The sequence below is a fragment of the [Borrelia] turdi genome, assembly GCF_008828755.2.
Taxonomy (GTDB): Bacteria; Spirochaetota; Spirochaetia; order Borreliales; family Borreliaceae; genus Borreliella; species Borreliella turdi.
Map to the genome: position 1 here is coordinate 123,360 of NZ_QBLM01000002.1, position 12,100 is coordinate 135,459.

Here is a 12,100-nt window from a genome sequence, read left to right on the forward strand (position 1 = left end):
TATGTCTAAAATTAAATTAACTAAAAATGATCTTAAAGGGCAAAAAGATAAACTTAAGATGTTTAAGAGATATTTGCCTACCTTGCAGCTTAAGAAACAACAGCTTTATATGGAAATTGTTAAAATTGAAGATTCTTACAGAATTAAAAATATTGAGCAACAAAAACTTAAAGGCAGTATTTCTAATTGGATTTCTCTTTTTAGCGAAAAATTTCCTTTTGAGAGTTGGATTCAAGTAAAAACAGTGATCAAGAAGTCTTTAAATATTGCAGGAGTTGCAATTCCTATATTCGATTCTATTGAATATGAAGATATAAAGCACGATTTACTTTTTACTCCTTATTGGGTAGATAAGGGGATTGAAATTCTTAAAATTGTGATTCAAATTGATATAGAACTTAAAATCTTGAAAAAACAGATTGATTTGCTTTTAAAAGAGTTTCGAATAACATCTCAGAGAGTTAATTTATTTGAGAAAGTTATGATACCAACAGCTAAGGCTAATATAAAAAAAATTAATATATATCTTGGAGATCAGCAAACTGCGGCTGTTGTAAGAGGTAAAATCGCCAAGTCTAATTTGATTGATAAAAAAAAATAGGAACAAGCTTATGATTGTAAAAATGAAAAAAGTTTTACTTTTGACTTTATCAAAATATAAAAAAGAATCATTAGAGATTTTAAGAGATTTTGGAGCAGTTCATATTAACTCTTACAATAAAAATTCAGATGCTTTAAAAAAAAGCATTGATAATAGGCAAATTTTAATACAAGCTTTTTCTTTGCTTAAAGAAGATGGAGGTGTTAAGGCTTTAAAATCTTCTAATGGAAATTTTTTAGATATTGCAAAAAGTATAGTCAATTTAGGTAATGAAATTAAAGAATTTCAAGATATTAAACGATCTTTATTACATGAGAAGAATTTGATTTCTGTTTGGGGAAATTTTTCTTTAGAGAATATTGACAAATTAAAAGAATCTAAAATTTATATTCAATTTTTTAAAATCCAAAAAAGTGAATATAAAAATTTATTAAAAGATCCCAATGTTAATGTGCTTTTGATTAAAAATATAAAAAATACTTCTTATTTTGTGAGTGTTGGTGAGTTTGAGCAAAAAATTGAAATTGCTGATGAGTTTAAGTTTAATTTTGATTTTAATTATATTAATAATAAATTAAAAGTTGTTGATGAGATTTTAGATCAAAAATTAACCCAAATTTCTCTTTTTAATAAATATATTGATATTTTAAGAGATGAGATAAAAAATTATGATCAAATCGTAGAGTTTGAGCAAGTTTTAGCTGATATGCAAACCGATTTTGAAGATTTTTCGTATATTACGGGATTTGTTCCAGCTGAAAGTCAAGAATCTCTTAAAAGCTCAGTTTTAAAAGCAGGCTTTGTAGTACAATTTGCAGATCCTGAAGAAAATGATATTATTCCCACCTATATAAAAAGAAAAGGAATTGCCAATTTAGCTTCACCTATTTTTAATATTTTAGAGACAATTCCTGGATATAAAGAAAGGGATATAAGTTTTATTTTTATGTTATTTTTCTTTGTGTTTTTTGGCATGATAATAGGCGATGCGGCTTATGGAGTGATATTTTTTTTAATAGGAATTTTGCTTAGTTTAAGCTTTATTCTTAAAGGTAAGCCTTTGACTCCAGTTCACGGATTAATATTTTACCTTAGTATATCATCGATACTTTATGGTTCTATGACTGGTACTTGGTTTGGCAGTCCTTTAATTCTTGAAATGTTTCCTATTTTAAATTCATTTAAGGTTAGTTATTTAACAGAGAAAAATAGTGTACAAAATATTATCTTTATCTGCTTTTCAATAGGAGTGCTTCAAATTTCATTGGCTCATGCTTGGAATTTTTTAATACAAGTAAAAGAAAAACCCCACATTCATTCAATTGCACAGATTGGTTGGCTTATAGGTATAGCTGGTCTTTATTATCTTGTTTTGAATTTAATACTTAGTCAATCTAGATTTCCTATGTATAATGCTGTTTATAACATAATATATTTTGGCGTTGCGCTTGTATTTATCTTTGGCAAACAAGATGGTTCTAATTTTTTTAAGTGCATATTGAAAAGTTTTGGAGGCATTATAGAACAGTTTTTAACCACTGTGTCAGGGTTTGCAGATATAATATCTTATATTAGACTTTTTGCAGTGGGACTTGCGGGCCTTTCAATCTCAGCAAGTTTTAATGCTATGTCAACACCTTTGTTAAAATCTTCTAACATTGGTCTAATAGCAGCTGGGATTATTGTTATACTTTTTGGGCATGTTTTAAATATAATGTTATCGTTACTTTCAGTAATTGTTCATGGAGTAAGGCTTAATATGCTTGAATTTTCAAACCATTTAGGGCAAGAATGGAGTGGATATGCTTATAAGCCTTTTAGAAAAATAAAAAATAAATAAAAAGGAGTAATTATGGATATAGGTTTAATAGGAGTTAATTCAGCTTTGACAATCTCAGCAATAGGTTCTGCGTTGGGAATGGGAGCAGCAGGTAGTGCTGCTATTGGGGCATGGAAAAGGTGTTATATGCAAGGAAAGCCGGCGCCATTTTTATTGATTGTTTTTGTCTCAGCACCATTGACTCAAATAATATATGGATATATTTTAATGAACACTTTATATGAAGTGATGACGCAGGCAAATCCATGGTTGTTACTTGGAGCTGGTCTTGGCGGTGGGTTTGCGATTGCTGTTTCTGGATTTGCTCAAGGCAAAGCGGCAGCAGGCGCTTGTGATGCTTTTTCTGAGACTGGGAAAGGATTTGCTACATACCTATTGGTTTTGGGATTAATAGAATCGGTTGCTCTTTTTGTAATGGTATTTTTGATGATATTTAAGTTTGTTTAATTTTGGTTTATTGTTTCTTTTGATATTAAATTTTCTCGTAATTTATGAGTTAATTTAATATATTTATTATTATGAGAAAATTGGTGTTATTGTTTTTTGCTTTGTCTTTTAGTATTTCTTTGAATTCTTCAAGTAATAAAAATTTTCCGTATTGGATTTTACTTGAAAAAGGTAGACAGTTGCTTTACTCAAAATCCGAATTTAGTAAGTCTAATCTTACATATGCTATTAATTATTTGCAGGAAGCTTTGCTTAGAAAAGGTGTTTATCCTGAGGCTAGTTATTATTTGTCAGTAGCTTATGGTATGTCTGGCAATACTGTTCTTGAAAAATTAAACCTTTACAAGTCTTTTGAAGATAAAGATTATTTACTAGATAAATCTTTTGAGAAAAAAATACTTTTTTCTTTGGCCAAAATGGCCGAACTTGAGAATAATTATGTTGATACAATTGATTATTTAAATGATATATTAAATAAGTTTTCAACCAAAAAAGATTATTATAGTTATCATGATTATTCTCAAGGTGAGAATAATACGCCAAATAAATTTAATATTTCATTTTATATAACTTCTTATTTAAAACAAGTAAGAGGAGCTTTTGGTATTGATTTTACTTTCAATCTTTACAGATTTAAGAACTACAATGTTGTTGATACTCATCAATTATTGTCAAAAGTTTATTTGCGTTTAAGGGCTTATGAACTTTCAATTACTCATGGACTTGTAGCTGCAGTAGGGATTTTAACAAGAATGTATGATTATGTTTGTTATTATGAACCTGTGTATCAGTTTAGAAATTTAAGGTCTTTTGTTCAAAAAATTAATGAGTATAAAGCAATAAAAAATGCTTTTGAATCTACAGATTTTTGGGAAATAGTTTATAATGTTGCTGTTGCTACTTATGCATATTCTAATGGTAATTATAAGTTTAGAGCAATAGATACTTGGAAGTTAATAGTGGATCTTGCACCAAGATTTTCTCCTTATATTGCTAAATCAAGAAGTCAAATTAAAAATTCTGTATTTAAAAAAAGATAATTTTTTAAGTCTTGATTTGTATTCAGGGGGAGTAAGTATTAGTATTCGTAAGAAAAATTTTTGCATTATTGCACACATTGATCATGGTAAATCAACATTAGCTGATCGATTTATTCAAAAGGCTAAAATAATATCTGATCGTGATTTTAAAAGCCAAATGCTTGACAATATGGAGATTGAGCGAGAAAGAGGAATTACAATAAAAAGTCAAGCAGTAACAATTACTTATAAAAATAATGATGGTGATTTTTATGAGTTAAATTTTGTAGATACTCCAGGTCATGTTGATTTTTCTTATGAAGTCTCAAGAGCAATTTCATCTTGTGAGGGTGCTCTTTTATTAATTGATGCAAGTCAGGGAATACAAGCTCAGACAGTTTCTAATTTTTATATGGCTTTTGAACATGATTTAAAAATTATTCCTGTTATTAATAAGATAGATCTTCCAAATGCTAATATTGATTTTGTAAAAAAGCAAATAAAAAATGATTTAGGATTAAATGAAGAAATTACTATTTTAATTTCTGCTAAGAATGGAATAGGAATTGATGATTTGCTTGAAGCTATTTGTAAGTATGTGCCATCTCCTAAAGGAAGTACTAAAGATCCATTAAGGGCATTAATTTTTGATTCACATTATGATTCTTATAGAGGAGTTGTTGTTCACTTTAGGATTTTCGAAGGACAAATAAAAACAGGTGATAAGATTAGGCTAATGCATACTAATAGTGAGTATTTAATTGAGGAGATTGGAGTTTTTAAAATATTACTTGAAAGAAAAGACGGGTTAGAAGCAGGAGATGTTGGATATTTTATTGCAGGAATAAAAAATATATCAGATGTGAAGATTGGAGATACAGTAACTCTTTGTGATTATCCTGCATTATCTCCCCTTGAGGGATTTAAAGAGATTAAGCCTGTAGTATTTTCTTCGGTGTATCCTGTTGATGCTAATCAATATGATGATCTTTTAAAGGCAATGGATCGATTAAAGCTTAATGATGCGTCGTTAACATTTGAAAAAGATTCATCATCGGCTCTTGGACATGGTTTTAAGTGTGGGTTTCTTGGTCTTTTGCATTTAGAGGTTATTCAAGAACGCATTGAGCGCGAATTTGATTTAAATGTGATATTGACTTCTCCTTCTGTTAGGTACAAAATAATTCCTAAAAAAGGAGAATCTTATTTTATTGAAAGTCCTGAACAATTTCCTGGAAATGAAGCTATTGAAAGTATTCTTGAGCCTTATATTAGAGCTAATATTATTGTTCCTACAGAATTTTTAGGAAATATTATGAGCGTGTGTTTGTTGAAAAGAGGAGTGCAGACAAGCTTAATTTATCTTGATACTAAGCGCGTTGAACTTATTTATAAAATGCCTCTTTCTGAAATCCTTTTTGATTTTTACGATAAGATTAAATCCGTGAGTCGTGGATATGCTTCTTTTGATTATGATCTTTTAGATTATGAATATACAGATTTAGTAAGATTAGATATATTAGTCAATGGGGATAGGGTTGATGCACTTTCTCAATTGGTTTTTAAAGATAGTGCAAGAGCTAAGGCTATTGGGATTTGTAAAAAGTTGAAAGATGAAATAGCAAGACAACAATTTAAAATAGCTATTCAAGGTGCTATTGGATCTAACATTATTGCTCGAGAGACAATCTCTCCTGTTAGAAAAGATGTTACTGCTAAGTGTTATGGTGGTGATATTACTCGTAAGCGAAAACTTTTGGAAAAGCAGAAAGAAGGTAAAAAGCGAATGAAGATGGTAGGAAATGTTGAGATTCCACAAAGTGTTTTTCTTGCAGTTTTGAAATCCAATGATAATTAGATATGTTTTCAATTTTTAAGGATATTTGATTGGCAAAGCCCTTGGAAATGCGATAAAATATTTTTATCATTGCTTATTTAAAATTATTTGTATGTAATTTAATTTATTTATATGGAGTACTTTATGCTTAAGTCTAATAAAGTTGTTCTTATTGGAGCTGGTGGTGTTGGTTCAAGCTTTGCTTATGCTTTGACAATAGACAACTCGCTTGTACATGAACTTGTAATTATTGATGTTAATGAAAATAAAGCAAAAGGTGAGGTTATGGACCTTAATCATGGCCAGATGTTTTTAAAGAAAAATATTAATGTATTGTTTGGAACTTACAAAGATTGTTTTAACGCAGATATTGTTGTAATTACAGCAGGACTTAATCAAAAACCTGGTGAAACAAGGCTTGATTTGGTTGATAAAAATTCTAAAATCTTTAAAGATATTGTAACTAATGTTGTATCTAGTGGATTTAATGGTATTTTTGTCATTGCAAGTAATCCTGTAGACATTATGACTTATGTTACAATGAAATATTCTAAATTTCCTATTCATAAGGTTATTGGTACTGGTACTATTCTTGATACTTCAAGACTTAGATATTTTTTAAGTGATCGTTTTAATGTGAACACTCAAAATATACATTCTTATATTATGGGTGAGCATGGTGATAGTTCTTTTGTTACTTGGGATGAAACAAAAATAGCAATGAAGCCTTTATCAGAATACCTTTCTGAAGGCAAAATAACTGAGTTGGAGCTTGATGAAATTCATAAAAAGGTTATTAATGCTGCTTATGAGGTGATTAAGCTCAAAGGTGCAACCTATTATGCTATTGGACTTGGAATTAAGAATATTGTAAATGCAATAATTGGAGATCAGAATATTATTCTGCCAATATCTTCTTATATTAATGGTCAATATGGCGGGGTAATTAAAGATATTTATATTGGAGCACCTGCCATAGTTTGTAAAGAAGGAGTTAAAGAAGTTCTAAACTTTAAGATAAGCCCTAAAGAGCTTGAGAGGTTTAATAGTTCTGCTAATCAGCTTAAAAGTTATATTGAAAAAATAGAATTTTAGTTTTGAGACCCCAATATTTTAGGGGTTTTTATTTTTCAAGCATATTTTCTCCGTTTTTTCTGTGTTCAATTGCCTCAAGTAAGGCTTCTCTTGAAATGTTTTTTTCTTCCTTTAAATCGGAGATTGTTCTTGCAATTTTTAGTATTGAATGCGTTGCTCTTGAAGATATGTTTAGTTTGTTTAGGATGTAAATCAAATCATTTTTTAAGATTGCACTCAATTCGCAAAATTTTTCAATGTGATCGGAATTAAGATCGGAATTTTTATTTATGTTTGCAAGATTTTCGTATCTTATATTTTGAATGTTTCTTGCTTTTATTATTCTTTGTTTTATTTCGCTTGAACTTTCGCTTGTTTCGCTTAGTAATTTTTCATTATTAATTGCCCTTGTTGGGACTCTAATATCAATTCTATCAAGCATTGCAGCGCCAAGTTTTTTCCAATAATTTGAAATTTCTTGTTGTGAGCAAAAACAATCTATATTTTTTTTGCCAAGATTCCCGCAAGGGCAAAGATTCATTGCAAGCATTAGTTGGAAGTTGGCGGGGTATTTGAATAATTTAGAACTTGCTCTTGAGATTGAAATTGATTTATCTTCAATAGGTTCACGTAAAGATTGTAAGATAGATTTTTTAAATTCTAAAGCTTCATCTAGAAATAATATTCCGTTGTGGGCAAGAGATGCTTCTCCGGGTAAAGGATTAGGACCCCCTCCAATTATTCCTTCTTTACTAGCAGTATGGTGAGGATTTCTGAAGGGTCTTTGTTTTATTATCTTACTGTCTATTAATTTCCCCGATATTGACCATATTCTATTTGTTTCTATAAGTTCTTTGTTTGTAAGTGGGGGAAGAATAGATTGAGCGCACTTAATACTAAGTGTTTTCCCGCTTCCAGGTGGACCAAATAACATGATGTTATGTCCACCAGCAATTGCTATTTCAATTGCTCTTTTTGCTCTTTGCTGTCCTTTTATATTTTTAAAGTCATATTCTATAATACAATCTTGTTCAATTGTTTTTTGTGCTTTAATATTTGTTCTTGGGGGAAGAATATTGTCGTTTAATTGTTCTACTATTTTTATAGTTTCTTTTAAATCTTTAACTCCCCAAATATTTAGCCCATCTATTAGGCAAGCTTCTTCTAAATTTTCAAAGGGAACTATTGCAAATTTTATTCCTTTCTCTTTGGCAAGAGCAATGGCTGGTAAGACCGCTTTTATTGATCTTATTTTGCCATCTAATTGTAATTCTCCCAATATTAAGATTTCTAAATTTTTATTATTTTTGTTTTCCTGGATTTTAATGATGCTACTAGCTATCGAAAGGTCAAAAGCTGTTCCAAGTTTTTTAATTCCAGCCGGTGCAAGATTTATTAATATTCTATCTTTAGGAAAATGAAAATTTGAATTCTTAATAGCCGACTTTACCCTTTCTCTTGATTCTTTAATTTCGTTTCCAGCAAGCCCCACAATATCGATTCCCGAAGTTCCTTTTTTAAGGTCTATTTCAATCTCAATTAGTTCTCCTTCATATCCAATTGATGAGTGTGAATAGATTTTCATCTAATAGTTTCCCTCCTTAAAGGCTTATAATTTTCCAAACTATCTTTTAATGATTTATATGGCAGTAAAAAGCAGTCTTTTCTATTTGTATTTGTAAATGCGTTAAAAATTTTTAAACTTGCGTCAATTTCGTCTAGATCGACAAAATCAGTGTTTATTACTTTTTGTACTAAGTTTAGGATTTCGGATTTTGATTTATTATCGCACAATTTGTTTAAAGCGTTGGCGCTTGCAAGTAAAATCATGCATCCAGATGCATGATGTTTTAAATTAAATTTTCCGTTATTTTCTTTTGTTATTTGAAATAAGATTTGATCTCCACATTTAGATCGGTGTTTGAAATTTTGGTTTGTTTCTATTTTATGTATTATGTAAGTATTTAATTTACTTAGATCTATTAATTTTCTTTTAGTTTTTTCAGTGAGCATAATTTAATTTTATTTTCTTTGAATTATTAAATCAATAATAAAAGATATTATGAATATTTTTAAAACTTTTTATTTAAAAATAAAGTTTAAATTGTTTTGAGATTTTTAAAGATTGAAATAATGCTTATTAAGCCTTAAATTAAGTTAATTAAAAATAAAGATTTTTAATTAACTTAATTATGATATTTTTTTCTAAATTTTTATGAAAGCTCTTTTATTACTTTTTTTAACCCCAATATGAAACTATCAATTTCTTCTTGTGTGTTGTAAAAATAAAAGCTAATTCTTAAAAGATGGTTTTTATTTAAATTTTCTGGAAAAAATGCTACATAAGAACAAGCTTTTCCAGCTCTAGTTGCTATTCCCATTGTATCTAGATAGGTTTCAATATCGTGTGAGTGAATATTTTTTACTGTAAATGATATTATTGAATTTCTTTTAAGATTTGTATTTAATAAAAATTCAACCTCATCAAGCTCTTGTAATTTTTTTATTCCATATTCTACTAATTGCTGATCATGTTCTAAAATAAAATCCATAGAAATATTATTGATATATTTTATTGCCTCTTTAAGTCCAATAATTCCTGCAATATTTGGAGTTCCTGATTCAAATTTATTAGGAGCATTAAGTGATTTAAATTTAATTTTTTTATTTTCTATGAATATTTCTTCTACAGTATTTCCTCCTAATTTTGAGCTATGAAGTTTTTCGGCCATATTATTTGAAATGTATAAAATTCCTATTCCTGTTGGAGCAAGCATTTTGTGTCCAGAAAATACCAAAAAATCACATCCAATTTTTTTAACATCTATTTTTATATGAGGTGCTGTTTGTGCAGCATCTATAAAAAGACTTATATTATATTTTTTTGCTATTTTCCCAATAGATTCCAAATCATTAACAGTTCCTAAGGTATTATTTATTCCTGAAATGCTAATGAGCTTTGTTTTTTCTGTAATAAGTTTTTCAATTTCTTCAGGGGTAATAATTCCCATTTCATTGAATTTAGCAAATTTAATTGTTAGATTAGCTAATTTTGCAAGATTTGCCCATGGCAGCAAATTACTATTATGCTCAAGAGTTGTAAGAATAATTTCATCTTTTTTTTTAAAGTATTTTGAGTACAAAAATGAGCTTGCAATGGTATTAATTCCATCTGTAGTTCCAGAAGTAAATATTATATTTTTTGTAGATTCTGCATTAATGAAATTTTTTACAAGTTCTCTTGTTTTTTCTATTTTTATGCTAGATTGAATTGCAAATTTGTGACCACTTCTGTGTACATTTGCGTTGTAATTTTCATAATATTCAATACTAGAATAAATTACTTTTTTAGGCTTTTGAGAGGTTGCCGCATTGTCAAAATAAATTATTTGCTTATTGTCAAACTGTTTATTTAAAATAGGAAAATCTTTTCTTAAAAACTTGACTTTTTCTGCATTGCTTTTTATTTGTTTGAAATCCATAATTTCTTACAAGTTCCTTTGTTTTGATTTTTAGTTTTTAATTATTATAGCATTATTTTTTATTTCATAAAAAAAGTTTAAAATGATTATTAATTAATAATCATTTTTGTTAAATTGAAATTTATTTTTTTGTATAAATTTTGTTTATTGGCTATGTTTTTTGATTATGATATACTCGTTTATATGAAAGAAGTAATTTATAGGTTTGAAAAAGCCGAAGATTATAAGTTAGTTCCTGTTAATAATATTTATGGGAATGTAACTAATACGGGAGAGATTTTTTGTGATCTTGTTTTCGAGTCTGCAGAGATTTCCGAAGAGATTGCTTACACAAAAACTAAAGAAGGTGTTTTAGAAGAGGCTTCAAAAGAATTAAAAAGTGGAGAAGAGAGCAAAATAGTATTAATTAACTCTTTTATAGGAATTGCTATTACAAAGACCACTGCTAGAAATATTGCTTATTGGCTTTTAAAAAAAGTTGATGAATTAGAAGATAATGAATAGTAAAACATCTGAAGATAGAATTAGGATTTATTTATCAAAACTTAGGAAGTATAAAAATAAAATTTTAAGCAAAAAGAGTATTAAAAATATTATTGAAATATCAGATATTTCTGATAATGATATTGAAAATATGGGACTTCATTTTAGAAGATCTTATTCGAGAGCTAAAAGATTTGTTGATATGGGTAAGATAGATGTTGCTTTTAGAGAGCTTGAATCTGTCTATTTTTATTCCCTTCACGATAAATCAATCTTTAGTTTATTTTTTTTTCTTTTTAAAGAGATTGTTGATAAGGTAAATACTAAAGAATCCAAAAAAAAAATGATTCATGTAAGTTTACAAGCAAAAGAATTTGGAATAAGAAATGATTTAGATTTAATTGGCTATTATGAGTCTAAAAAATCTAAGAGTAGAATGTTAATATTGGCTTTAAGTTCTATTTTGATATTTTTTATTTCTTTGATTACTTACAGATCTTTTCAGAGTTTTATTGGTGTAAATGGGAATAGTAAAACAGTTTTAAAAGAAAAATTTACTCCTATTTTAATATCGAAAGGTCTTCCTCCTATTACTATGGCTACAGATTTGGTAGTTGAAACTGTTAATCTTATTTCAAACCCCAAAGATTTCTATTACATAGAAATAGAAGATGCTAAGGTTTTAGTATTTGAAGATGCGCATTTGTATCAGCTTAAAGCGGGAGTTGTTTCAACAACGCACCCTGTTAAAAAGATTTCCTACAGAGTTACAGTTTACGACGATCTTGGCAAATCTGTGTTTAATCAGGTTTTTGAAAAAGAAAGTGATTTTTATGCAAAATGGGGTAAAAATGTTTATATTCCAATTGATGTTATATCAAGTATACCAAGAGCTATTGATGTTAATCCTAAAAAAATAGTATTAGATATTATTGAAGTTGATTTTTTTAAGAATGTTGATGATAAAATTGGTGTAAGTCTTGATGCAGATTCCTTTATATTGAAATTTAAATATATTGGGAATTTTTTTAAAAAGTCTTTTGGGATTTGTAGGGCAAATACTGTGATAGAAGTTTTCAATTCTTCAAAAGATGTCATTAAAAATTTGGAGATTGAAATTGATTATATTGATAAGGAAGGTAGAATCATTAGGTCTTTGAGGCGCAAATTAATCTCTTCTGCCAATTCTTTTTTAAAATCTAAATCTAAACAGAGTTTCACAATTAGTACGATTTTTCCAAATGAGATTTATCCCACAATTGAAAAGGATTTTTCATCTATTAAAATTTATAATGTGTTGATTAGGTAGACTTTAAG

The 12,100-nt window shown here is 28.3% G+C and carries 11 protein-coding genes; 8 read left to right on the forward strand and 3 right to left on the reverse strand.

What is annotated here, in order from left to right:
- Position 1: 1 nt before the first annotated feature.
- From DB318_RS03965 to DB318_RS03990, 6 genes are all read left to right on the forward strand, one after another.
- A complete protein-coding gene (locus tag DB318_RS03965; RefSeq protein WP_151060609.1) occupies positions 2–601 on the forward strand; it encodes a V-type ATP synthase subunit D in 600 nt (199 codons plus the stop codon).
- Positions 602–611: 10 nt separating this feature from the next.
- Complete coding sequence (locus DB318_RS03970; RefSeq protein WP_151074339.1) at positions 612–2,441, forward strand: V-type ATP synthase subunit I; 1,830 nt, start codon at positions 612–614, stop codon at positions 2,439–2,441.
- Positions 2,442–2,453: 12 nt separating this feature from the next.
- The gene (locus tag DB318_RS03975) at positions 2,454–2,888 is read left to right on the forward strand and encodes a V-type ATP synthase subunit K (RefSeq protein WP_151060611.1); all 435 of its coding nucleotides are present in this window, start codon (positions 2,454–2,456) and stop codon (positions 2,886–2,888) included.
- A gap of 71 nt (positions 2,889–2,959) precedes the next feature.
- Positions 2,960–3,928, forward strand: a complete 969-nt coding sequence (locus tag DB318_RS03980; protein ID WP_151060612.1) for a hypothetical protein — start codon at positions 2,960–2,962, stop codon at positions 3,926–3,928.
- A gap of 16 nt (positions 3,929–3,944) precedes the next feature.
- A complete protein-coding gene (gene lepA, locus DB318_RS03985; RefSeq protein WP_151073820.1) occupies positions 3,945–5,765 on the forward strand; it encodes a translation elongation factor 4 in 1,821 nt (606 codons plus the stop codon).
- A 123-nt stretch (positions 5,766–5,888) separates the two neighbouring features.
- Positions 5,889–6,839 (forward strand): L-lactate dehydrogenase, encoded by a 951-nt coding sequence (locus DB318_RS03990; protein ID WP_151060613.1) that lies wholly within the window; start codon positions 5,889–5,891, stop codon positions 6,837–6,839.
- Between the two features lie 28 nt (positions 6,840–6,867).
- Here the strand turns inward: DB318_RS03990 and DB318_RS03995 are convergent, their stop codons facing one another.
- From DB318_RS03995 to DB318_RS04005, 3 genes are all read right to left on the reverse strand, one after another.
- On the reverse strand, positions 6,868–8,403 hold the full coding sequence (locus DB318_RS03995) for a YifB family Mg chelatase-like AAA ATPase (RefSeq protein WP_151073778.1): 1,536 nt from the start codon (positions 8,401–8,403) through the stop codon (positions 6,868–6,870).
- Entirely contained in the window at positions 8,400–8,831 is a 432-nt protein-coding gene (locus DB318_RS04000) for an iron-sulfur cluster assembly scaffold protein (RefSeq protein ID WP_151073779.1), read from the reverse strand. Before DB318_RS04000 ends, DB318_RS03995 begins: the two co-directional genes overlap by 4 nt.
- Positions 8,832–9,031: 200 nt before the next feature.
- Positions 9,032–10,300, reverse strand: coding sequence for a cysteine desulfurase (locus tag DB318_RS04005; RefSeq protein WP_151060616.1), 1,269 nt, complete (start codon positions 10,298–10,300; stop codon positions 9,032–9,034).
- Positions 10,301–10,483: 183 nt separating this feature from the next.
- Here DB318_RS04005 and DB318_RS04010 point away from each other — a divergent pair, with 183 nt between their 5' ends.
- Together DB318_RS04010 and DB318_RS04015 are read left to right on the forward strand one after the other, a co-directional pair.
- On the forward strand, positions 10,484–10,804 hold the full coding sequence (locus DB318_RS04010; protein ID WP_151060617.1) for a hypothetical protein: 321 nt from the start codon (positions 10,484–10,486) through the stop codon (positions 10,802–10,804).
- Positions 10,794–12,092, forward strand: a complete 1,299-nt coding sequence (locus DB318_RS04015; RefSeq protein WP_151060618.1) for a hypothetical protein — start codon at positions 10,794–10,796, stop codon at positions 12,090–12,092. Before DB318_RS04010 ends, DB318_RS04015 begins: the two co-directional genes overlap by 11 nt.
- The last annotated feature ends 8 nt before the right edge of the window (positions 12,093–12,100 follow it).

Bases quoted from the DNA above. Each gene is read 5' to 3' on its own strand.
- DB318_RS03965 (WP_151060609.1), top strand. From the start codon at position 2: ATGTCTAAAATTAAATTAACTAAAAATGATCTTAAAGGGCAAAAAGAT.
- DB318_RS03970 (WP_151074339.1), top strand. From the start codon at position 612: ATGATTGTAAAAATGAAAAAAGTTTTACTTTTGACTTTATCAAAATAT.
- DB318_RS03975 (WP_151060611.1), top strand. From the start codon at position 2,454: ATGGATATAGGTTTAATAGGAGTTAATTCAGCTTTGACAATCTCAGCA.
- DB318_RS03980 (WP_151060612.1), top strand. From the start codon at position 2,960: ATGAGAAAATTGGTGTTATTGTTTTTTGCTTTGTCTTTTAGTATTTCT.
- DB318_RS03990 (WP_151060613.1), top strand. From the start codon at position 5,889: ATGCTTAAGTCTAATAAAGTTGTTCTTATTGGAGCTGGTGGTGTTGGT.
- DB318_RS03995 (WP_151073778.1), bottom strand. From the start codon at position 8,403: ATGAAAATCTATTCACACTCATCAATTGGATATGAAGGAGAACTAATT.
- DB318_RS04000 (WP_151073779.1), bottom strand. From the start codon at position 8,831: ATGCTCACTGAAAAAACTAAAAGAAAATTAATAGATCTAAGTAAATTA.
- DB318_RS04005 (WP_151060616.1), bottom strand. From the start codon at position 10,300: ATGGATTTCAAACAAATAAAAAGCAATGCAGAAAAAGTCAAGTTTTTA.
- DB318_RS04010 (WP_151060617.1), top strand. From the start codon at position 10,484: ATGAAAGAAGTAATTTATAGGTTTGAAAAAGCCGAAGATTATAAGTTA.